General features: G+C 57.7%; 18 protein-coding genes. 13 read left to right on the top strand and 5 right to left on the bottom strand.

Translation table 11 applies throughout. The features are described from left to right. Nucleotides 1-7: 7 nt before the first annotated feature. From murC to J8Z04_RS01605, 11 genes are all read left to right on the top strand, one after another. Complete coding sequence (gene murC, locus J8Z04_RS01655; RefSeq protein ID WP_192848300.1) at nucleotides 8-1426, top strand: UDP-N-acetylmuramate--L-alanine ligase; 1419 nt, start codon at nucleotides 8-10, stop codon at nucleotides 1424-1426. Further along, entirely contained in the window at nucleotides 1423-2340 is a 918-nt protein-coding gene (gene murB / locus J8Z04_RS01650; RefSeq protein WP_192848301.1) for a UDP-N-acetylmuramate dehydrogenase, read from the top strand. The genes murC and murB overlap by 4 nt, the downstream gene beginning before the upstream one ends. Nucleotides 2341-2357: 17 nt before the next feature. Then, the gene (locus J8Z04_RS01645; protein ID WP_052349031.1) at nucleotides 2358-3362 is read left to right on the top strand and encodes a D-alanine--D-alanine ligase; all 1005 of its coding nucleotides are present in this window, start codon (nucleotides 2358-2360) and stop codon (nucleotides 3360-3362) included. Continuing rightward, on the top strand, nucleotides 3359-4246 hold the full coding sequence (locus J8Z04_RS01640) for a cell division protein FtsQ/DivIB (RefSeq protein WP_192848302.1): 888 nt from the start codon (nucleotides 3359-3361) through the stop codon (nucleotides 4244-4246). Before J8Z04_RS01645 ends, J8Z04_RS01640 begins: the two co-directional genes overlap by 4 nt. Before the next feature lie 5 nt (nucleotides 4247-4251). Next, the gene (gene ftsA / locus J8Z04_RS01635) at nucleotides 4252-5583 is read left to right on the top strand and encodes a cell division protein FtsA (protein WP_052349029.1); all 1332 of its coding nucleotides are present in this window, start codon (nucleotides 4252-4254) and stop codon (nucleotides 5581-5583) included. A gap of 117 nt (nucleotides 5584-5700) precedes the next feature. Beyond that, nucleotides 5701-7158 (top strand): cell division protein FtsZ, encoded by a 1458-nt coding sequence (ftsZ, locus tag J8Z04_RS01630; protein ID WP_192848303.1) that lies wholly within the window; start codon nucleotides 5701-5703, stop codon nucleotides 7156-7158. A gap of 118 nt (nucleotides 7159-7276) precedes the next feature. Then, nucleotides 7277-8239: a UDP-3-O-acyl-N-acetylglucosamine deacetylase gene (gene lpxC / locus J8Z04_RS01625; RefSeq protein ID WP_192848304.1), complete on the top strand. Its 963-nt coding sequence runs from the start codon at nucleotides 7277-7279 to the stop codon at nucleotides 8237-8239. A 90-nt stretch (nucleotides 8240-8329) separates the two neighbouring features. Then, complete coding sequence (locus tag J8Z04_RS01620; protein ID WP_227656569.1) at nucleotides 8330-9352, top strand: outer membrane protein assembly factor BamD; 1023 nt, start codon at nucleotides 8330-8332, stop codon at nucleotides 9350-9352. Nucleotides 9353-9567: 215 nt separating this feature from the next. Then, nucleotides 9568-11304, top strand: coding sequence for a DNA repair protein RecN (gene recN, locus J8Z04_RS01615; protein ID WP_043559825.1), 1737 nt, complete (start codon nucleotides 9568-9570; stop codon nucleotides 11302-11304). Beyond that, nucleotides 11301-13379, top strand: coding sequence for an NAD-dependent DNA ligase LigA (gene ligA / locus J8Z04_RS01610; protein ID WP_192848305.1), 2079 nt, complete (start codon nucleotides 11301-11303; stop codon nucleotides 13377-13379). Before recN ends, ligA begins: the two co-directional genes overlap by 4 nt. 311 nt (nucleotides 13380-13690) lie before the next feature. Continuing rightward, nucleotides 13691-15022: a hypothetical protein gene (locus tag J8Z04_RS01605; RefSeq protein ID WP_192848306.1), complete on the top strand. Its 1332-nt coding sequence runs from the start codon at nucleotides 13691-13693 to the stop codon at nucleotides 15020-15022. A 103-nt stretch (nucleotides 15023-15125) separates the two neighbouring features. Here J8Z04_RS01605 and J8Z04_RS01600 read toward each other — a convergent pair whose 3' ends face one another. Next, nucleotides 15126-16034, bottom strand: coding sequence for a glycosyltransferase family 8 protein (locus J8Z04_RS01600; RefSeq protein ID WP_086431481.1), 909 nt, complete (start codon nucleotides 16032-16034; stop codon nucleotides 15126-15128). A gap of 241 nt (nucleotides 16035-16275) precedes the next feature. Between J8Z04_RS01600 and J8Z04_RS01595 the strand changes: the two genes are divergently transcribed. Beyond that, the gene (locus tag J8Z04_RS01595) at nucleotides 16276-17640 is read left to right on the top strand and encodes a hemolysin family protein (protein ID WP_043559816.1); all 1365 of its coding nucleotides are present in this window, start codon (nucleotides 16276-16278) and stop codon (nucleotides 17638-17640) included. Then, nucleotides 17637-18206, top strand: a complete 570-nt coding sequence (locus tag J8Z04_RS01590; protein ID WP_086431482.1) for an isochorismatase family protein — start codon at nucleotides 17637-17639, stop codon at nucleotides 18204-18206. The genes J8Z04_RS01595 and J8Z04_RS01590 overlap by 4 nt, the downstream gene beginning before the upstream one ends. A 9-nt stretch (nucleotides 18207-18215) precedes the next feature. Here J8Z04_RS01590 and J8Z04_RS01585 read toward each other — a convergent pair whose 3' ends face one another. The 4 genes from J8Z04_RS01585 to J8Z04_RS01570 form a co-directional block, all read right to left on the bottom strand. Continuing rightward, nucleotides 18216-19631 (bottom strand): glucoamylase family protein, encoded by a 1416-nt coding sequence (locus J8Z04_RS01585; RefSeq protein WP_232086365.1) that lies wholly within the window; start codon nucleotides 19629-19631, stop codon nucleotides 18216-18218. A gap of 44 nt (nucleotides 19632-19675) precedes the next feature. Beyond that, nucleotides 19676-20725, bottom strand: coding sequence for a glycosyltransferase family 32 protein (locus J8Z04_RS01580; RefSeq protein ID WP_052349026.1), 1050 nt, complete (start codon nucleotides 20723-20725; stop codon nucleotides 19676-19678). A gap of 8 nt (nucleotides 20726-20733) precedes the next feature. After that, complete coding sequence (locus J8Z04_RS01575; RefSeq protein ID WP_192848307.1) at nucleotides 20734-21381, bottom strand: hypothetical protein; 648 nt, start codon at nucleotides 21379-21381, stop codon at nucleotides 20734-20736. A 130-nt stretch (nucleotides 21382-21511) separates the two neighbouring features. Continuing rightward, nucleotides 21512-22141, bottom strand: a complete 630-nt coding sequence (locus J8Z04_RS01570) for a hypothetical protein (RefSeq protein ID WP_043559812.1) — start codon at nucleotides 22139-22141, stop codon at nucleotides 21512-21514. Between the last annotated feature and the right edge of the window lie 241 nt (nucleotides 22142-22382).

Here is a 22382-nt window from a genome sequence, read left to right as displayed (position 1 = left end):
TCCCCTGATGCGTGCATTACCTCTCAACCTTGGTCTGATCCACTTCGTTGGCATTGGCGGCATCGGCATGTCCGGCATTGCCGAGGTGCTGCACATGCTCGGCTACAAGGTTCAGGGGTCCGACATTGCCGAGAATGCCAACGTGAAGCGTCTGCGGAAATCAGGCATCCACGTTCATATCGGCCATGATGAGGCCAATCTGGGGGAAGCACGGGTCGTCGTCATCTCCACCGCCGTAAAACGGGACAATCCGGAGGTCATGGCCGCCCGTGCCCGGCTCATCCCCGTCGTCCGGCGGGCGGAGATGCTGGCAGAGCTGATGCGCCTGCGCTGGGCCGTGGCCATCGGGGGGACACACGGCAAGACCACCACGACCAGCCTCGTGGCCTGCGTGCTGGAACAGGCCAAGCTGGACCCGACCGTCATCAATGGTGGCATCATCGAGGCCTACGGCACGAATACCCGCATGGGGTCCGGCGACTGGATGGTCGTGGAAGCGGATGAAAGCGATGGCTCCTTCCTCCGTCTCCCTGCCATCATTGCCGTTGTCACCAACATGGACCCCGAGCATCTGGATCACTGGGGCTCCGATGAGGCGATGGAGGCCGGATACCGGCAGTTCGTCTCCAACATCCCCTTCTACGGCTTCGCCGTCCTTTGCGTGGATCATCCCCGGGTGCAGCAGATGATCCCCCAGCTCTCCGATCACCGCGTCGTCACCTATGGTTTCAGCCCGCAGGCGGATGTCCGGGCGGAAATCACCGGCACGGACAGCCAGGGCGTGACCTTCAACGTCACCATCACGGACCGGACAACCAGCAGCCAGCGTCTGGCCGGACCGTTCCATCTGCCCATGTTCGGGCACCACAATGTCCTCAATGCCGTGGCGGCCATCGCCGTGGCGCAGGAAATGGAAATCCCCGATCATGTCATCGCCGATGCGCTTGGCGGCTTCCGGGGCGTGCAGCGTCGCTTCACCCTGACCGGCACATGGAATGACGTGAAGATCATTGATGATTACGGCCATCATCCCGTCGAGATCGCTGCCGTGCTGAAAGCGGCCCGGCAGGCCGGTGCCGGGCATGTCATTGCCGTCATCCAGCCGCACCGTTATTCCCGCCTCAGTGCGCTGTTCAATGATTTCTGCACCTGCATGAATGATGCGGACACCGTCATCGTGGCGGACGTTTATGCCGCCGGGGAAAACCCGATCAAGGGCATCGGACGGGATCAGCTCGTCGAAGGGCTGCGGGACCGTGGGCACCGCCATGTCCTGTCCCTCGCCTCGCCGGATGATCTGGCCAGCGTCATCGCCGACGTGGCCGTGCCGGGTGACTATGTCCTCTGTCTGGGGGCGGGGTCCATCACCCACTGGGCACAGGCTCTCCCCGAGCAGCTGGACAGCCTCAGAAAGGACGCACCATGACCACGGCTGCACCTTTCCAGCAGGCACGGGGACGGCTGAAGGAACAGGCCCCGCTGGCCGCCCGCAGCTGGTTCCGCACGGGCGGGGCCGCCGACTGGCTCTTCGTGCCGCAGGATGCCGAAGACCTCGCCACGGCCCTGCGCCAGTGCCCGTCCGACCTGCCCGTGACGGTCCTTGGAGCCTGCTCAAACGTCATCATCCGTGATGGAGGGCTGCCCGGGCTGACCATCCGTCTGGCCGGTGGCTTTGCCAACATTGAAACGGATGGAGACGGGCTGATCGCCGGAGCCGCCGCACTGGACAGCAGCGTGGCAGAAACGGCGGCGCAGGCAGGCATGGCCGGTTTCGCCTTCCTCTCCACCATTCCCGGCTCCATTGGTGGAGCCGTCTGCATGAATGCCGGAGCCTATGGGGGTGACCTCTCCACCCTGCTCGACTGGGTGGAAATCCTCACCCGTGAGGGCACCATCCAGCGTCTGCCCGCCCCGGCACTGGAGATGCGGTACCGTCACAGCTCCCTGCCGGAAGGCAGCATCGTGCTGCGTGCCCGCCTGAAAGCCCACGGTGCGGAAAACCCCGCCACCATCCAGCAGACAATGCAGGAAATGCGGGCCAGCCGTGAAGCCAGCCAGCCCCTGCGGGCCCGGACAGGCGGCTCCACCTTCCGCAACCCCGAAGGACACAGGGCCTGGGAGCTGATCGATGCCGCCGGATGCCGGGGGCTGCGGCACGGTGGCGCACAGATCAGCGAGAAGCACTGCAATTTCATGCTCAATACGGGCGACGCCACCAGCACGGAGCTGGAAGAGCTGGGCGAGATGGTCCGTGCCCGTGTGCTGGACAGCAGCGGCATCACCCTGCACTGGGAGATCAGACGGCTGGGCCGTTCCCTTTCTCCCGCCTCCCCTTCCTGACAAGGAAACATCCGGGCATGACAGACAAGACCATTCTTCCCACACCCACACCTCTTTCCATCGCCGTTCTGATGGGAGGAACCTCCAGCGAGCGCAGCGTCAGCCTGTCCAGCGGCAGGGCCGTCATGGAGGCCCTGAAGCAGGCCGGGCACCATGTCCATGCCATTGATGCCGGGCCGGACATCACCGCCACCATCGAGGCCCTGAAAGCCTGCAAACCGGATGCCGTCTTCAATGCCCTGCACGGTCCTGGCGGGGAAGACGGGGCCATTCAGGGCGTTCTGGAATGGCTGGGCCTGCCCTATACCCATTCCGGGATTCTGGCTTCTGCCATCGCCATGAACAAGGCCAGCACCCGCATGGCCCTTCAGGCCGCCGGTCTCCCCGTTGCAGAAGGCTGCCTCATCACGCCAGACGAACTGAAGGAACGGGCCCCCCTGCCGGCCCCCTACGTTCTGAAGCCCGTGGCGGAAGGCTCATCCGTCGGTGTCCATATTCTCCATGAAGATGATGCCGCAAAACGCCATGCCATTGCCGGATCATGGACCTTCGGCCCCCAGATTCTGGCCGAGCGTTTCATCCCCGGGCGTGAGCTGACCGTTGCGGTACTGGGCGACGAGGCCCTCGCCGTTACGGAAATCCTCACGCCAGAGAGCGGTGGTTTCTACGATTTTGCGGCCAAATATCAGGCCAATGGCTCCCGCCATGTCATCCCCGCTCCCCTGCCAGCAGACATCACGGACCAGGCCCTCACACTGGCCCGGAGGGCCCATCAGGCACTGGGATGCCGGGGCGCCAGCCGGACCGACTACCGCTATGATGGTGATAAGGGCGAACTCGTCATTCTGGAGGTCAACACCCAGCCGGGCATGACGGCCACATCCCTGCTGCCAGAACAGGCCGCCGCCCGTGGCGTAAGCTATCCCCTGCTCTGCCACTGGCTGGTGATGGATGCCCTGGGGCGGGCGGAGCCCCTCTCCCTCCATCCAGTGCCCCAGCCTGAGCCCGCTGACGGCCCATGATGTCCTTCTTCAGGAAACGCCCCCAGGCCCCCGTGGACCCTTACGGGGACCGCCCCTCCAGCATGTCCCTCTTCTGGCAGCGGCAGAAGGCCATCCTGCGGCGGCTCAGCATTCTGGGGCTCGTCTGTTTCCTGATGGCTGGAGCTGGCTGGCTGGCCTGGAGCAGCCAGGGGGGACACAGACTGGCAGACAGCCTGCGCACCCGCCTGTCTGCGCTGGACCCGCTGAAGATCCAGCACATCGTCATCACGGGGCGGCGCCTGACGGATGAGAGCGACATCATGGAGGCGCTGGGGACAGGCCTGAACCACTCGCTTTTCAGCTTCTCCGTGGAGGCGGCACGCCAGCGCATTGATGAGCTGCCTTTCATCGAGCATTCCACGGTCGAGCGCCACCTGCCGGACACGATCAACATCACCGTGGAGGAAAAAAATCCCATCGCCATCTGGCAGATGGAAGGCCATTTCGTCCTTATCAACCAGAAAGGAGACACTGTCTCACGTCAGGAACTGACAGCCAAAAACAGTTCGGTCTTCCGCAAGCTTCCCCTTGTTGTCGGCGCAGGTGCCAACCTGGAGGCAAATACCATCATCACCCTGCTCGACCAGTTTCCCGATATCAACAGCCATACGCTGGCCCTCATCCGCATCGGGCAGCGGCGCTGGAACATCCTCATGCAGAACGGTACGACCCTCATGCTCCCGGAGGGAGCAGAAAGCGCCGCTCTCTCCCGTCTGCATGATTACCAGAACGATTACCAGCTCCTGGACCGCCCCCTGAAAACCATTGACATGCGGCTATCCGACCGTATGGTCATTCACCCTGCCACGCCTCAGGGAGCCGATCAGGAGGCTCCGCCTGCAACGCCGCCATCTGAAAACTGATCCCTATGTCCCGTTCCGTTTCACCGTCCCGGCATTATCCGCCCGCTCCCCAGCAGAAGCGGGCCGTTCTTCCCATTCTCCCGTCAGAAGAACAGCAGGGCTTTGTCTGGACGCCGGGGCTCAAGGCCGTTCTGGACATTGGCTCCACCAAAACCACCTGCCTGATTGGCCAGGGACTGAAAAATGGTGGTCTGCGTGTCCTGAGCTGGGGCTGGCGACGCTCCGAAGGAGTGAATTCCGGGGCCATCGTGGACACCATCCAGCTGGAGCGTGTCATCCGGGCGACAGTGGGCGATGCCGAACGGAAAATCAGCCGCCGCATCAGGGATGTGACCGTCAATCTCGCCTGCGGAACCCCCCGCAGCTATCACGTGGATACCTTTCTGGCCTCCAACGGGCGTGAGGTGACCGAGGACGACATTCTCCACCTCTATGGGCAGGCCCGCCACGAGGCAACCGAGCATGACCGCAGGATCGTCCAGGCCATGCCGCTGGGTTTCAATATCGATGAGACCCTCACTGTCCTCAACCCCTGCGGGCAGCGCTGCGAGAGACTGGTGGGCAAGTTCCACATCGTGGATGCCCAGACGAGTGCCCTCCACACGCTGGATGCTGTCCTGCGCAAGGCCGAGCTGCGGGCCGTGGACCTGCTGTCCAACCCCATTGCCTCCGGCCTTGCTGTGCTGGACCATGATGAGCGTGACCTCGGGGTGACCGTCGTCGACATGGGAGCGGGCACGACGACCCTTGCCGTCTTCGCCCGTGGGCGGGTGCTCTATACACGGCATATCAGGGTCGGCGGCGATCACATCACCCGGGACATTGCTCAATCCCTGTCCATCCAGCTTGAAACAGCAGAACGGCTCAAAACCCTTTACGGGGTCGCCTATGCCTCGGCTGATGACACATCCATTCCCATCGCCCTGCCTGTCTCACATCGCAACATTGTCCGGCAGATCACCCGGGCCGATCTGGTCCGGGCCATCGCCCCCCGTGTCGAGGAAACGCTGGAAATGCTCCGCTACGAGCTGGACGGTGCCGGCCTCGGGCGCCCGGCGGAAGGACGTGTCATCCTGACGGGCGGCGGCGCCCTGCTGAACGGCATTGATGCCGTGGCTGCCGAGATCCTGAACCGGCCTGTGCAGGTCCGGTCTCCAGCCACCATACGGGGACTGCCGGAATCGGATCATCCCTCCATATGGGCGGGATTCTCCACCGCCGCCGGTCTTCTCGCCTGGGCAGCCGGGGCCAGAGACCGCTTCTGCCTTGCGGAACATGAAGCAGCCCCACGAGGCATTGCCTGGCGCTTTGCCAATTTCCTGCGCCGGAAGTCATAAACAGGCACAATACCCGATATTTAGCATTACATATTTCTCTCCAGATGCTACCCTGCCCGTAAATCTGTCTTCCCAAGACCAATCTATAATGTCCACCCTGGCCGAAGCGAGACCGTTATGTCACTGAACCTGACCCCAACGACCCCTGGTGTTAGTGCTGTCAGTCCCCCGCGCATCACTGTCATCGGGGTTGGTGGTGGCGGGGTCAACGCCGTCAACAACATGATCGACGGCAAGCTGCGTGGTGTGACTTTCATCGCCGCCAACACCGATGCCCAGCAGCTGGCTCTCTCCAAGGCTGAAACGCGCCTCCAGCTCGGCCCGACCCTCACGCGTGGTCTGGGGGCCGGAGCCAAGCCGGAAGTCGGCCGCCAGTCAGCCGAAGAAGTAGAAGATGAAATCCGCCAGCATCTGGAAGGGGTTGATCTCGTATTCGTCACGGCCGGAATGGGTGGCGGCACCGGCACGGGGGCAGCCCCCGTCGTGGCACGGATCGCCCATGAAGTCGGTGCCCTGACAATCGGCGTCGTCTCCAAACCCTTCGATTTTGAAGGCTCCCGCCGTAGCCGGGCTGCCGCAGCCGGTATTGCCGAGCTGGAAAAATACGTGGACACGCTGCTGGTCATCCCCAACCAGAACCTCTTCGGCAGCGCCTCGCTGACAACCTCGCTGGTCGAAGCCTTCGCCATGGCGGATGACGTCCTGTACAGTGGTGTCCGCAGCGTGACGGACCTGATGGTGGAAGCCGGGTATCAGAATCTTGACTTTGCCGATGTCCGTACCGTCATGAGTGGCATGGGCAAGGCCATGATGGGCATTGGCATGGCATCGGCCGAGGAAGATGGTGAAGACTGGGCCATCACCGCCGCCGAGCGGGCCATTTCCAACCCGCTGCTGGAGGAAACCACCATTGCCGGGGCACGGGCGCTTCTTGTCAACGTCACGCTCGGTCCGGACATGAGCCTGCTGGCCTATAACCAGATCATGAATCTCATCCGTGAGACGGCAAACTGCGAAGACGAAGAAATCAACAGCGGTTTCGTCGTCAATGAGAACATGAAAGGCAAGGTGCAGGTTTCCGTGATCGCCACGGGGCTGAATGGCCGGAGACGCCATGAAGCCTCCGAGGAGGAACCGGTCGAAGTCCAGCCTCATGCCCCCGCTGAAACCGTGGCTCACACACCGGACACGGGCCAGGCAACGGAGAATCCAGCCGCCTCCGCGGGAGACACCGGGCAGAACGAAGAAGCCCCGGAACACGACCCTGCCCCCGAAGGAGCAGGCCAGCCAGCCAAGGAGGCATCGCCTCTTCCCAATTACGACCCTCATCTCGGCCCGAACCAGCAGGCTTCTGCCCCCACGGTATCGGGGCCGATCCGCCCACGGGAGGAGACCGGGCAAACGGGCGGTGGGCTGTTCAGCCGCTTCTTCCGTACCCGTCCTTCGCCAGAACAGGAGCGCCGGGATACACACGCTGCGACTGATGAGCGGAAACCGCAGCATGACAGCGTCACCCCACCTGCCGAGGATGACGAGCTGAGCATTCCCACCTATCTGCGCCGTGGCCCGAAGTAACCGGGTCTGATTAAAGCCCCCGGTTCCTCTGCGGGCAGGGGGCTTCATCCACCTCCCCCATGGGGGAAAGCGTCCTGCCTCACCGGGTAAGGTCGCCCATGCCCGAGCACCTGCCCTCATGCCAGAGACCACATGCTGTCGGCCTCATCAGCCGCCCCTCCAGAATACAGCCCACCTACAGCAGGCACAGACCACACTGGAGCAGGCCGTCCATTGCCAGGGGTGGGGCCTCCACAGTGGCAGGCCTGCCACGGTCCGCCTTGTCCCGGCAGCGCCGGATACAGGCATCAGGCTCCAGCGGCTGGATATGGCAGACACCCCCGCCTTCCGCCTGACGCATGACTGCATCATTTCCAGCCCTCTGGCCACGGTGGCTGCTTCTCCCCTTACACCGGGGCTGACAGTCGCTACCATAGAGCATCTCATGGCTGCTCTTCATGCCTGCGAAGTGGACAACCTTCTGATCCAGCTGGATGGGCCGGAACTACCCATTCTGGATGGATGCTCCAGAAGATTCATGTCTCTTCTTGAGGAAGCTGGCCGCAGTGGCCAGGCGCCCCCCCGCCGCAGCATTGAAGTGCTTCGCCCAGTTCATGTGGAAGGGCGACACGGTGCTCATGCCAGCCTTCTCCCCGCCCATCAGCCCGACACACTCGACCTCTCCGTCAACATCGACTTCCCCGCCCCTGCCATCGGGCAGCAGTCGTTCCAGATGGTCTTGTCCCAAGAGACATTCGCCCAAGAAATCGCCCCCTGCCGGACCTTCGTAAACCATCAGGATATTGACGCCCTCCAGGCGCAGGGACTGGCATTAGGCGGATCACTCGACAATGCGCTGGTCATCCAGCATGATCGTGTCCTGAACCCCGACGGACTACGGTTCGATAATGAATGTGTCCGCCACAAGATGCTGGATACGGTAGGCGACCTGTACTGTACCGGGTTCCGGCTTTCAGCCCGTTTTGAGGGACACAGGACAGGCCATGCGCTGAACAACCAGCTTCTGCATGCTCTTTTTGCGTCCACCGAAAACTGGCGGTTCTCCGATGGCAGCCCGCCTGTCATGCCCTCTCCCGGCTGAGAATATCAGACCAGAGAGCAAGAACCCCCTTTCCCCTGAACACTCCCATGCTATAAGAAAATCATGGTCAGCAGCATCCTGAAATTCCACATGATCCCATCCCGTTTCCGTCTCCCTGCCCTTGGGGCCCCGGCATTGCTCGGACTTGCCCTTCTTTCGGGCTGCTCCAGCTCCGACGCCGACATACAGGCAAAGCTGCCACGCACGGCGGATGCCGAGACCCTCTACAACTACGGGATCGACGCTCTTCATGGCGGGCATTACAAGCTGGCCAGCAGTGAATTCGAGCTTCTCCAGCAGAATTTCCCCTATTCCGGCTATACGGGCAGTGCCGAACTGATGGAAGGCTACGCTTACTACCTTCAGGGTGAGTATGCGCTGTCCGTCCAGCAGCTGGAGCGCTATCTCCAGCTCCACCCCACAAGTCCGGATGCTGCCTACGCCTACTATCTGCGGGGCCTGTGCTATTATGAGCAGATCGGTGATGTGTCCCGTGACCAGCTCGGCACGCTGGAAGCCATGGATGCTCTTCAGGAAGTCATCACCCGCTTCCCCCAGACCTCTTACGCCCGGGATGCCCAGCTGAAGATCGACCTCTGCCGTGACCATCTGGCCGGCAAGGAGATGTATGTGGGCCGTTACTATCAGCGGGAAAAAGACTATCAGGCAGCTTATGGCCGTTACCAGCGGGTCATCCAGGACTTCCAGACCACCAACCATGTGCCGGAAGCGCTGGAACGTCTGGTTGAGGTCAATCTGGCCCTGGGATTGCCTGATGAAGCCCGTCAGGCAGCAGCTGTCCTCGGCTATAATGCGCCTGACAGCCGCTGGTACCGCCTCGCCTACAACAAGCTGAAATACAACCATCAGCTCACGCCGCAGCTGCCCAAGCCGTCCCATGCCCAGAAAAAGCATGAGAGGCGCTCAAGAAAACACCGTGACGGTGCGGCACCGCCTGTGCAGGCCAAGGCACCTGTCTCCCCGGATTCCGTCATCGTGCAGCCTGTGTCCACAACACAGTCGGCGCCGGTGGCCTCCGTCGAGATTCCCCCGGTACCATCAACGGCAGCCCCAGGCGCCAACCAGCAGGCTGGCGGAAAGAAAACACGGTAGCTCCCTCTGGGATATTGTGACCTGCATGCCGTAACCATTACTGAAAAGCAGCATGTGGAGCCGGAATCTTCCGACTTCACATCGTTTGCCCTTGTCCGGCCCGTGCAGCCTCTTGCACTGGGCCTGTTTCTTTCTGACTATCGGACACCGCATTTTCTGCAAACCACAACAGAAGCCCAATCCGACTGCTTCTGCCGGTTCTGGAGGCTGCACCCATGCTGACACATCTCTCCATCCGTGATGTCGTTCTGATAGAAAAACTGGACCTCCCCTTCCATGGTGGTCTGACAGCCCTGACGGGAGAAACCGGGGCTGGCAAGTCCATCCTGCTGGACAGTCTCGGCCTCGCCCTGGGGGAGCGGACCAGCAGCCGCATCATCCGTGCTGGAGCGACCCAGAGCAGCGTGACGGCCGTTTTCGAGCTGCACAAGGGGCATCCCGTCTATGGCCTGCTTCACAACAAGGACATCGCCTCCATCGAAGAAGGCGAACCTCTGGTATTGCGGCGGATCGTCACGAAAGAGGGGCGCTCCCGTGCCTATATCTGCGACCAGCCCATCGGCATCAGTGTCCTGCGGGAAGTGGCCTCGCTGCTCGTGGAGATACAGGGCCAGCATGAGCAGATGGGACTGGCAAACCAGAGTGCCCACCAGACCCTTCTGGATGCTTTTGGTGTGCCACAGCAGCTCCGCCAGCAGGTCGCCCGCTGCTGGGATGACTGGCAGAACGCCCTGCGCAGCCTGAACAAGGCCCGGAAGGATGTTGAAGAGGCCAGCAAGGAAGAAGACTGGCTGCGGCAGATCACGGAAGACCTTACTGCCCTTGCTCCCCGAGAAGGCGAGGAGGACGAGCTTGCCGCCCTGCGGGTCCGGCTCCAGCAGGATGAACGCCGGGGCGAGGCAGTTGCTGCCGCCCTTGCCGAACTGACCCCCCGGGACCGCCGGACGTCCACACCGGCCAATGCCCTCCGTTCGGCCAACCGTGCCCTTTCCCGGCTGCTTCCCTCCCCACTGGACCGGGCACAGAGCGAGGAGCAGGAAACACCCTCCGCCCAGCAGGAACAGGCACAGGAAGCCCTTACGGCCCTGGAAAAGGCCGAGGAATATCTGGCCGAGGCCGAAACCCTGCTCTCCCGTCTGGCCGTCGATACCACGGTAGATTTCCGCCTGCTGGAAGAGACGGAAGAACGGCTTTTCACCCTGAGGGCCGAAGCCCGCAAGCACAAGATCAGCGTCAGTGAACTGCCCTCCTTCCTCGAGACGCTGAACCAGCGGCTGGCCAGCATTGATTCCAGCGCAGAGGCCCTGGCCCGGCTGGAAGATCAGGTCCGTGAGAGCCGGGCCGCCTATGAAGCCGCTGCGCAGGAGCTGGGTGCGGCCCGCAGCAAGGCCGCCCGTCAGATCGAGAAACGGGTCATGGCCGAGCTGGTCCCCCTCAAGCTGGAGCGGGCACGTTTCATCGTCGAGCTGGCCCCTCTGCCTGCCGAGCAGTGGAACCGCCATGGCATGGAACAAGTGGCCTTCCTCATCGCCGCCAATCCCGGCCAGCCACCGGGACCGCTCGGCAAGGTGGCATCCGGCGGGGAACTCTCCCGCCTCATGCTGGCCCTCAAGGTCGTGCTGGCGGGCCGCTCCTCCCTCACGACGCTGGTCTTCGACGAAGTGGATTCCGGTGTCGGCGGAGCCACGGCCTCGGCCATTGGCGAACGCCTGAACCGTGTGGCACGGGATGTCCAGGTGCTGGCCATCACCCACAGCCCGCAGGTGGCGGCCTATGGAGACCATCAGCTCCGCATTGCCAAGCAGGTCGTCAACAACCAGACACAGACCAGTGCCACTCCGCTGACAGATGAGGAACGCCGTGAGGAGCTGGCCCGCATGCTCGCTGGCGACACCGTAACCGATGCCGCCCGTGCTGCGGCAGACAGCCTTCTTGGACCTGCAGAAAAATGACCGGAACCCCCACCCCCGCCCAGCGTCATGCCGAACTGGAAGAAAAGATCGCCCGCTGGAACGAGGCCTATCATGGACAGGACAACCCCGAAGTCTCCGATGCCGAGTATGACAATGCCCGGCTGGAGCTGGTCATGCTGGAGGCCCGCCATCCGGAACTGAAGCGCAGGGATGGTGTCTCCTCACAGGTCGGAGCTGCTCCCAATCCGGCCTTTGGCAAAGTGAAGCACCGTGCCCCCATGCTCTCGCTGGACAACGTCTTCAGCGAGGAGGAGTTCACCCAGTTCGTCAGCCGGATCGGCCGGTTTCTCGGGCTTGACGAGACCCAGACGGACGGGCTGAAATTTGTGGCCGAACCCAAGATTGACGGCCTTTCCATCAGCCTGACCTACGAAAAAGGCCAGCTGACGGTTGCCACGACCCGGGGCGATGGCACGACGGGTGAGGATGTCACCGCCAACGTGCGGACCATCAGCTCCATTCCCCAGACCCTGCCCGCTCCTTTCCCTGACCTGCTGGAAATCCGGGGCGAAATCTTCATGAGCCGGGCCGACTTCCTGGCTCTCAACAGACAGCAGGAAGAGCGGGGCGAAAAGCCCTTTGCCAATCCACGCAATGCCGCAGCCGGGTCGCTCCGCCAGCTGGACGCCTCTGTCACAGCCCGCCGCCCTCTGGGGCTGTTCGCCTACGGGCTGGGTTACAATACCGGCATAACCGTCAAGACCCATTCGGACTGGCTGGACCAGCTGAAAACTTGGGGATTCACTGTCAATCCACTCTCCCGGGCCATAAACCATGCCAGTGACGTGCCTGCCTATGTGGAGACCCTGGCCAGGGAACGGCCTGACCTTGATTATGACATTGATGGCATCGTCTTCAAGATTGACGCCATAGACCTTCAGACACGCCTTGGTTTTGTAGGCCGTGCCCCTCGTTGGGCCATTGCATGGAAGTTCCCGGCGGAACAGGCCATCACCCGACTGAATGAAATTGAAATTCAGGTGGGGCGGACTGGTGCCCTCACCCCCGTGGCGCATCTGGAACCCATCAATGTCGGCGGTGTCATCGTATCCCGGGCCACCCTGCATAATGAAGATGAAATCCGCCGTCTGGATGTCCGCCCCGGCGACCTCGTGCGCATCCAGCGGGCCGGGGATGTCATCCCGCAGGTACTGGGCGTCGTGGATGCAGACCGGCAGGACCGGGCCGCCCCCTTCCATTTTCCCGATCACTGCCCCGTCTGCCACGCCCATGCCGAACGCATCGGCGATGAAGCGGTCCGCCGCTGCTCCGGGGGCCTGACCTGCCCGGCCCAGACGGTCGAAAGGCTCATCCATTTCGTCTCCCGCAAAGCGTTTGACATTGACGGGCTGGGAGAGCGCAGCATCCGCAGTTTTCATGACCTCGGGCTGGTCCAGCGGCCGGGAGACATTTTCCGCCTGCATGAGCATCGGGACCGCCTCCAGAAACTGGAAGGCTGGGGGGCACAGTCGGTCGACAACCTGCTTCAGGCCATTGAAGACCGCCGGACCATCAGCCTCCCCCGCTTCATCTACGCGCTCGGCATCCGGCGCATTGGCGAGCGCAATGCCCAGCTTCTGGCCCGCCACTACCAGAGCTTTCCCGTCTGGCATACGGCGATGCTGGCAGCCATCAGGCCCGAAAGCGAAGAACGGACCGCCCTGAGTGCCATCATGGGCATCGGCCCTGCCATTGCTGAAGAAGTTGCCGCCTTCTTCGATGAGGAACATAACCGGGCTGCGCTGGATGATCTCACCCCCTCCCTGACCATCAGCGAGGAGACCGGTCCTGATGCTGATAACGAGGGTCCAGCGCCTCTGGCTGGTCAGGTCATGGTGTTCACGGGGTCTCTCACCACCATGTCCCGAGCCGAAGCCAAGGCCATTGCCGAACGTCTGGGCGCACAGGTGACAGACAGCGTCTCCCGTCGCACGACACTGGTCGTACTGGGAGAAAAAGCTGGCTCCAAAGCCAAAAAAGCCCACGAGCTGAACATTCGCACGCTTGATGAAATGGGGTGGCGCGGCATGGTCGGGCTGGCCGAGACAGACTGAAGCAGACATCAAGTGGCAGGCTTGCAAAGTACAATAAAAATAAAGCCTGCCACAATGGTGGAATATGAAGTGAAAAAAGTTAAAATTTTTATTAAACTATTAATTATTTTATTATAAATCTATTTCATTTTCATCAAATTGCGAAAAATGCCTTACATGACAATTTCTTGTATTTTATTTACTCAAGAAAAAGTTATTTTCTTATTTATGATTTATGCCTAATACTTATTTAAAATAACATCAAATGGATAGACTTTCCTACAGGTCCCTTCTATACGGAATTTCGCCAAGAGTTTCCGGAGGTTAACACAGTGGGTGAAAAAAGGTATTTTCTAACATGGGATTTCCAGATCGTTCGACAGGATGCCACAAGTAAAGCCCTTTATTGCTCCAAACTGGAGGACCACTTCCCTACCGACGCTTTCGCTCTTGAACTTCACGAAGATGATGTCGGCGCAAATTATACATTCATCCCACAGGGCGAAGAGATTGCCCCCTATCATGTCGATGATATCGAAATAACCTTCAATTCTGACGTCCGTGTCTGGAACCTGCGGGACAAGAACGGGCTTTTCCTGTGCTTTGACTGTCATACACTTTCTTTTTCCAGGGAACATCCCTCCTTCTGGGAAGGCTTCCTGCTGCTTTCGCAGAGAGAAATTGACATACTGAGGCACCTCCTCACCAACAGGTGGGTCATTCCCAAAACACAGACAATCATTGATGGGAAAGACATCGAAGCCGTTGACGTCTTCAAACTGAAGATCAACCATTTTGATGTCGACATGCGGTATCAGCTTTTCAGATACTGGAACAAATACAACATCACGCTCTATTTTGACGGATGGAAGCGTGAAACGCTCTATTTCTACAATCCTGCCGTCTATATCACGGCTTACAATAAAGAATCCGTCATGCAGCAATGCAAGATGTGCGTTGTCTCACTGCGGAAAATGGGGAAATTCACCGGGCCGATCATCCTCATGACAGACAAGGACCAAGCCTACATAGACAATCTTTTTAAAGGGAAAAAAGAATATACGGATAACCTCATCATTCACAACCTGTACCCACAGGACTTCCTTTCCTTTGTCTGCTCCAAATACGAAATAACGGACAAGGAAACTTTTGCAGGTTATCAGCCGCTCCTGTATCTGGACCCGGACATCATCATAGACAATCCTCTGGAACCCCTGCTGATCCGTGGTCTTTCAAGCGGCAAGATATGTTCGCCGGCTGAAGAATTCCATCCGATACAATCCCACATTCCAGTGGGATCCTCCCTGTTCTCGATGGATGATATTCCGGGGCGCTTCACACCAGGCATCAACGGGGGAACAATCCTTTTCCCCAATACGGAAAGTGATACAATCCGCCGTTTCATCAATGAGATCCGCCATCTGGTTACCAATCTGGTCTTCAAATTCGGGCGCTCATTCAATGGCTGGGCCGACCAGGAGGCCTATAACTATCTGGCCATCAAGACGAACGGAGTCAATTCCAATGCCCTGACGTCATTCACCGCCTATCAGGGCCCTGCACATAACAGGCGTCTGGGCCTCGTTCATTTCTGGGGCTTCTCTTCAGAAGAGAAAGTAGAACGGATGAAAGAATACATGGATACGCTAGGCTGCCAGCCCTGAATAAAACCGTGTCCCGCCCCCCCCTGAGGGGCGGGACACTGACAGATACCTGCGGACCGGACCGCCCCAATTTTCCCCTTCACATAAGCCCCGGATTCATCCGTCAGGCTCTGTCAACCCTGTTCCACATGACGCCACAGATGGTCCTGGGCAAGATATTCCTGATTTCATCCTTCACCGCCGCCACCAGGGCACGATATTCCAGCCTGTATTTATCAGTCGTGTCAGGAGCCGGATGATCCCAGGGCTTGGTATCAGCGACATAATGGATAATTGACGCATCCTCCTGCGCCTTCTTCACCTGCTCCTGCATACTATATTCAAACTCAAGATAATTTGTATGAAGATATTCTGCATAAAGGTTCCAGCTCTGGCTGAAATGATGAAGAGAATCTTTAAAGACATGATTGAGTATTGACTCATCATAAAAAAGCCATTTCTTCTTGATGCACTCTATGCAGTAGGCTGCATCTGCATCTGTTATGGCGTCCATATTGAAGAGAATGAGACCGCTATTCACATAAAAATAAGGGTTGTTTATTCCCAGCATGTTACGGCTGAATTTATTGAAATCTCCAAAATCTTCATATTTTCTATGATTACGGATCAGACAGCGAACCCCTCCCAATTTTTTATTCTGAGGGATCTCGTTGATGATTTTCAACACATCATCCCGCACCAGCATGTCAACATCAATGCTCAGAACCTTCTCATATCCCTTGAAAATCGTCGGGATGAATAAAGGAACATAAGTCTCCAGTGGCCGATTTTCATTATTGGCAAAATTCAGGCTTTCCATGAAAGACGAACAGTCAATGAATGATATGACGCTTCCAAAAGAGGCAACAACCTGTTCTGTGAGCCGTATGAGTGTCGTATCGAGATTCCGATATAAAACAAAAAACTCGATCCTGCTGGTATCTGAGCAATGGTCAAGTATGGACTTGATTGTGACAAGAGCCGGTATCAAATATTTTTTGTCAAATGAAACAACTATTGGAAAGGTACTCATCACAACCTCATTGAATCAAACCTTCGATCTTATAAAGGGTTTCGTAATAATTTCCAAGATGCTTCCTCAAAATGGTCTGCCCCCTGCAGAAGAGACAGGATTTTTGAACGTTACTAACCCGGCATGATAAATTTATTTTCCATCCTCCTCACACAAAGCAATTGAAACCTGCCCCAACTGCATTATCATGCCGCCGATAATTGCCGCCTTGGCCCTGGCGGGGTGGCCATAGAGAGAACGCATGCCCACCACATCATCCAGTCATCATCCCTTCATCATGCTGATTGTCGGCCTCCTCGTTACGGTCGTACTCATCGGTGTCTCCATTCTCATCTCCCTGTCTGAAATCTCATTCGCCGCAGCACGGGAAACCCGCATGCGTGCCCTGGCTGAAGAAGGCGACAAAAGGGCCCGTGCTTTTCTGCGCCTCCGACGCAATAGCGGGCAGGTCATGACAGCCATACAGATCTGCCTCAATGCCGTCGGTATTCTGGGCGGTGTGGTGGGAGATGCCCTGCTGAGTGAACCTTTCGCCGAGGGCCTGCACCATCTGGGCCTGTCGGCACCTCTGGCAGACAAGGTCGGCTCTTTCAGCTCCTTCATCCTTGTCACCGGGCTGTTCGTTCTCTTTGCTGACCTTCTGCCAAAGCGCACGGCCATGAACGCACCGGACAGGATTGCTCTGGCCGTAGGCTGGTTCCCTGCCCTCATCCTCAAGCTCCTCTATCCAGCCGTATGGCTTTTCTCCCATATTGCCGACCTGATCCTGAGGTTGCTGCGCATCCCGGCCACGGCCACGGTAGAGGCCGTCACGCCAGAAGATCTCCGGGCCATTCTTGCCGCAGGCACGGCCTCCGGCGTTCTTCTGGAGCAGGAACATCAGATGATCCAGAATGTCATGGCCCTGCAAAACCGTTCCGTGACATCTGCCATGACACCTCGGGACGAAATCGTTTATCTGGATGTCAATGAAAGTCTGGAGAGCCAGCGCGACAAGGTGCGGGTCCGCCCCTATTCCCGTTACCCGTTCTGCGATGGATCGCTGGACAGGGTTGTCGGCTCCATCCGTGCGGAAGATGTGTTGGTCGCTGTTGTTGATGAACCCACCACACTGACCGACCCGCAGAAGGCCCCTCCCAAACAGATATTCAACATGCGCCGGGATGTCCTCTCCCTGCCCGATACGCTGAACCTGTGGGAGACACTGGCCCAATTTGATACGCATGGCGCCGGTTTTGCACTCATCTTCAATGAATATGGGCTGGTTGTCGGACTGATCACGTACAAAGACATCATGGGTGCCCTGATGGATGGACTGGCCAATCCTTTTGAAGAGCAGGCCATCGTCCGCCGTGATGCTGATTCATGGCTCATCGACGGAGCCGCTCCCATTCTGGATGTTATCCGGGAGCTGGATATCCCCCTCTTCCATGACAATTCCGAGTTTGACACCATTGCCGGTTTCATCACCCATCGTCTGCGCCGTATGGCCCGCAAGGCAGACCGTGTCGAGGTGGCCGGTTTCCGTTTTGAGGTGGTGGATGTCGAACGTTTCCGCATCAACCAGCTTCTGGTCACCCGTATGAAACCCTCTGGCAAAGCATGAACAGCCACATCCTGCTGCCTCATGGCATAAGCGCCCAAGATGCACTGCTGATCATCGACATGCAGAATGACTTCATGCCCGGCGGCGCCCTCCCCGTTCCCGGCGGGCATGACCTTCTGCACGCCATCAATGGCCTCAGCCATCTGAATTTCAGGGCCGTCGTCGCTTCCCAGGATTGGCACCCCATGGGCCATTGTTCCTTCAAAGAGCAGAACGGCCCATGGCCTGCCCATTGCATTGCCGGGACAGACGGCGCTGCTCTGGTAGGGGGGTTGGACCAGCGACGCATTACCCATATCATCCGCAAAGGAACAGCAACCGATGCGGACTCAAACTCTGCTTTTCATGACGATAGCGGACGCAGCACTGGCCTGACAGACCTGCTGAACGGCCTTGGCGTCACACGGGTTTTTCTGTGCGGCGTAGCGCTGGATGTCTGCGTTCTGGCCTCAGCCCGTCATGCTGTACGGGCTGGATTTGAAACCTTCATCATACAGCAGGCCTCAGCAGGGATCAGGCCACCATCAGCCTCCTCCCTGCTGGAAGAGTCCATAAAACTCGTCTGACAGGGCAGACTAACGTTTTTCAAATCCTGCCTGCTGAAGCCCCCTTTGCAGGAACGGGTTCTTCTTCATGACATTCCAGACCAGCCCGCTACGAAGGTTTTCGGTCATCAGCAGGATGGGCCCCTGGTCAATCCCGAGCTGCTGGCCATCAACCCAGAAACCGTCCTTCCCATCAGAAAAACTGGGATTGAATGCATCAAGAAAACCGTACTGGTTATAAACCCGACTACCGTATCGGGCCTTCATGGCCTGAAGTGCCGGCAAGGCAATTTCTGGCGCAAAAGCTACAGACCCACCTGCTGCCGTAGGCGCAATCGTGCCGTCATCCAACACATAATCCCGTCCGGCCCCACGGGCGCTGTACGCCAGAAAATGACGCCGCTGACCATCAACATCCCTGTAGGCATCCCCCGGTCCATCCGAAGCCGTCAACCCCCAGATGTCTGAACCATAATCCTTCCAATGTCCCGGATTCTGGCGGGCATACTCCCGCTGTGCGTAGACCGCTCTCTGGCTGTTCTGGAAGTAGTTATAACCACGCTGCCGACTTGCCTTATCCAGAATATCGCGGAAATCTACCCAACATTCACTATACTGATGCCCAAACAGGGGAGCAAAATTGAGCAGGTCACGCCCATAAAAACTCCCCTGCTGCCCCTTGTGAGTTTCCGTCCAGCGATCCCATGTTTCAGCAGGCAGGGCATGTGTCGGAGACCCAAGAGCCAGCAGGTACAGCATCAGCCCTTCATTATATCCTGTCCACTGTGAAGACAGGAAATGACCCGGCGGCATCCACCCCATGCTCAGCCAAGGGCTTTTGCCACCGGTCATCCACTGCCAGTCCACCCGACCGTATAATGTCTCGGCCAGTGTCCGGATTTCAGCTTCCTGCCTGTCGGACCTGTCATAATAGGACTGTGCAAACAGAACACCGCCCATCAGCAGTGCCGTATCTATGCTGGATAGCTCCGACCAGTCTGCCACCCGCAGCCCCGTCTCCGGGTCCAGAAAATGATAGAAGAAGCCGTGGGTTCCTGCCGTACCGCTGGCCTCATCACCCTGTGGCAACGCCGCCAGAAACCGCAAGGTCAGGAGGGTCCGCTCCACGGCCTGCTGCCGTGTGATATAACCCCGCTCCACCCCGATACCATAAGCTGTCAGACCAAATCCTACACTGGCAATACTGGCAGCCCCATGTGGCAGGGGAGCACGGTCCGGCACCAGACCATTCCTGGGATTGGCCGTCTCCCAGAACCAGTTGAAGGTTCGATGCTCCAGATCACTCAAGAAAATGCTGTCCTGAGATGACAGGGAGTAATCATCGGCTCTGGCGCCCGTCACGCCACCGCAAAATGAAAGAGAAAGGCCAATCCCGGCCAGCAGCATCCGCAGGCCTCTGGAAATACGGCGCACAGGTTGAATCATCGTCACGGGCACCATCTCCTCTACATCACATCGTCACACAGGGATCAGATCAGCATCTCGGAGTTGATGATGTTCGACTCCCTCCGGCTGTAATGCGTATCCTTCCCCACATGTTCATGATGGGCCATGTTATCATCAAAGATGGTATATTCGATCCCGTTGGAGAAACTGTGAATCTGCCTCACAATATCTTCATACCGGTCACGGTATTCATGCACGATCATTGAATAAAGCAGAGGCCCTGTAACCCGCAGGATGCCATAAGCCCCTGTCCCATGAATGGGACGTTTGTAGAGGGCAATACTGCACAGGACCTGCTGTATGATACGGCGCATCAGCGGATGACCCGCGGCACAGATGATGTAATACTGTTCGTACTCGCCATACGGGATGTGCTCGATTTCCGTATGCGGACGGGCACCATGGCACCAGAATGACAGCAGAAACCGGTCTTCCGGCCTCACGACCAAGTCCAAAGGATATGACATGGCGGTTTTTAGATCGAGATACACGCCACCGATGGCGTACAGGCACAGGTAGCGGAAAAAGTCAGCTCTGGCAGCCAGATAATCAGGACTTATCGCCCTGTAATATTTCAGTATTTCCTCACCATAGTGCTTCTGTATGAATTCCTCGATGTCATAATAGCCACCTTCCGACCAGAAATAGAATGTATAATTCTGATTCAGGGCGACAATGTTATTTCTGTTCTCTATGAATGCTTCCGGATAGACGCCCGGTTCTTTGGGGAAAATGCCGATCTGGTGGATTTTGTGAGCAATGTGGGCTTCTTCTGGCATTTCCGGCACAGGAGGTGGCAGGATTGAAGGATCAATCAGGCGAAACGTCTCACGATCCTGCATGACATTGCTGTACCCGTTGGACAGATCCGGTCTGGCAGAAAGGTAGCCCTGCCCCTTCCTGTAAAATCCAACGCGCGTAACAACCTGCCGATGAACCTCAAACCCCGCAGCCTCAATATCGTCTTCTGTTGCAGCCGGTGGGGCATCATCCTCGTAATAGGTGCATAAAAATTTCTGTACGATCTCACGATCGATAACGGCCAGATAAGTATTGTAGCGGGAAACAAACATGATGCCCCTCAGAACGCTATCTCTTTAAGGCGCGTGATGCGCATGATGTACTCTTTCCCGGATATAAATCCCCTGAAAAGAAACTTTGCAGTCTCTCCCTTTTTCAGGCGACCTATTCTCGCAAATGTAGAAAGGTTCTCCAGAAAACCAATGCGTTTTCTATCAAAACTGGCAACAAACGGCTTATTGTCACCCGGCCCCAGAAAATAAAGCCCCGAAACCTCCCGTTCGTCATTTTCACAGAAAATCTCGGCCATGCCGGGGTCCGTAACAACGAGCAGCCCCACATAAACATCATACCGAAGAGGGCAGAACAGCTCCCAGTCGGCGATAACCGGAGAAAAAGCGGTCTTGTTGTTCGACGGATTTATGCTGAGGTAATGACCTGTCTTTTCATTATGTAAGGCTACCAGCCCCCCATCCTGTGGGCATATCCTGAACGGAGGCAACTCAACCAGGCTGTTAAAAATATTACGCCACTGCGGTATGAAATTATTAGGAAAAGGACAGGGACCTGCCACGAACCCACTCAGAAAAGAACCCTGTAACGGAACCCGCGCCAGCACCTTACGATACGGCGCATAGCACAAAACGTGCCCGAAACAGTCCATGAACCAGACTTTATCAAATGAGTAAGGCAAAACGTCCCCGGACATCACTCATTTCCCCAAAAACAGCATCAAATCCACTTGAAATTTCTTCGCCTGAAACTCTCTGGCTCGCAAATGACAGTTCTGTCTAACGTAAAAAATCCCATCCCTCGCAGGAGGGATGGGACGAAATTTCTTACAGTTCTTTCTCTGAACGAACAATGGACAGCTTGGCAATATCACCATGCGGGCTGACCAGGGTCACATCCACAGATTTACCCGGCGCAGTCGCACCAATCTTGGCCAGATTCTCCAGATTGCGCGTGATGGAGAAGGCAAACCCACCCAGCCAGGCGAAATTGCCGATATTCTCAGCAACGGAAGGCCATACCAGAGCAGGAACCGGATGCCCGCTCATCTGCACCTCACCATAAGAACGATCCTGGAGGACGGCAAAGCCATCCAGCATCTCCTTGGTCAGAAGGATGAAGCGCTCCCAGTCATAAACAGCCGGAGAATTCCAGTGTGTATCGTTATTGCGCGGATTGATCGAGAAGAACGTGCCGGAATCCTGGTCTTCAAGAGCGACCAGATTCTCACCTGCAGCCACGAACTGGGCATCCGGCAGGTTCTGGGCAACGCTCGACGTATGGCGGAACATGACACGGGCCGGCGTTTTCAGCGGCCAGGAAGACAATACAAACGTGTCCGGATAAGCCCCCGGAGAAAGATAATCGCGGATCAGTGGACCACCCTCTGAAGGCTGATCGATCACATGACCGAACCAGTCCATGACCCAAAGACGCTGCAAACGATTCTCACTCATGGTAACACCTCATTACATCAGGTTATGAAGCAAGTTATAACAGGGCAGAAAAAATGTAAACATCCCCTTTCATGAAAGAAATTTGTTAACAAAAAACAGTAAAGAATAATGTACTAAATAAAAAAAACATAATGATAATAGACCACCACGTCCCTGCTTCAACCTTCCTTCGCACCTCCATCTCTTATCCAGATAACAATATGCTTACGCACCATCACGTCCCGCTTCCTCTTCAGGGCAG

The sequence above is a fragment of the Bombella apis genome, assembly GCF_018221685.1.
Taxonomy (GTDB): domain Bacteria; phylum Pseudomonadota; class Alphaproteobacteria; order Acetobacterales; family Acetobacteraceae; genus Bombella; species Bombella apis.
This window is presented reverse-complemented; position numbering and strand designations above follow the sequence as displayed.

Coding starts and splice junctions, on each gene's coding strand:
- recN (WP_043559825.1), top strand. CDS start 9,568: ATGCTGACACATCTCTCCATCCGTGATGTCGTTCTGATAGAAAAACTG.
- J8Z04_RS01585 (WP_232086365.1), bottom strand. CDS start 19,631: ATGATTCAACCTGTGCGCCGTATTTCCAGAGGCCTGCGGATGCTGCTG.
- J8Z04_RS01570 (WP_043559812.1), bottom strand. CDS start 22,141: ATGAGTGAGAATCGTTTGCAGCGTCTTTGGGTCATGGACTGGTTCGGT.
- J8Z04_RS01595 (WP_043559816.1), top strand. CDS start 16,276: ATGCCCACCACATCATCCAGTCATCATCCCTTCATCATGCTGATTGTC.
- J8Z04_RS01600 (WP_086431481.1), bottom strand. CDS start 16,034: ATGAGTACCTTTCCAATAGTTGTTTCATTTGACAAAAAATATTTGATA.
- J8Z04_RS01590 (WP_086431482.1), top strand. CDS start 17,637: ATGAACAGCCACATCCTGCTGCCTCATGGCATAAGCGCCCAAGATGCA.
- murC (WP_192848300.1), top strand. CDS start 8: ATGCGTGCATTACCTCTCAACCTTGGTCTGATCCACTTCGTTGGCATT.
- ftsZ (WP_192848303.1), top strand. CDS start 5,701: ATGTCACTGAACCTGACCCCAACGACCCCTGGTGTTAGTGCTGTCAGT.
- J8Z04_RS01645 (WP_052349031.1), top strand. CDS start 2,358: ATGACAGACAAGACCATTCTTCCCACACCCACACCTCTTTCCATCGCC.
- lpxC (WP_192848304.1), top strand. CDS start 7,277: ATGCCAGAGACCACATGCTGTCGGCCTCATCAGCCGCCCCTCCAGAAT.
- ftsA (WP_052349029.1), top strand. CDS start 4,252: ATGTCCCGTTCCGTTTCACCGTCCCGGCATTATCCGCCCGCTCCCCAG.
- J8Z04_RS01640 (WP_192848302.1), top strand. CDS start 3,359: ATGATGTCCTTCTTCAGGAAACGCCCCCAGGCCCCCGTGGACCCTTAC.
- J8Z04_RS01575 (WP_192848307.1), bottom strand. CDS start 21,381: ATGTCCGGGGACGTTTTGCCTTACTCATTTGATAAAGTCTGGTTCATG.
- J8Z04_RS01580 (WP_052349026.1), bottom strand. CDS start 20,725: ATGTTTGTTTCCCGCTACAATACTTATCTGGCCGTTATCGATCGTGAG.
- ligA (WP_192848305.1), top strand. CDS start 11,301: ATGACCGGAACCCCCACCCCCGCCCAGCGTCATGCCGAACTGGAAGAA.
- murB (WP_192848301.1), top strand. CDS start 1,423: ATGACCACGGCTGCACCTTTCCAGCAGGCACGGGGACGGCTGAAGGAA.
- J8Z04_RS01620 (WP_227656569.1), top strand. CDS start 8,330: ATGATCCCATCCCGTTTCCGTCTCCCTGCCCTTGGGGCCCCGGCATTG.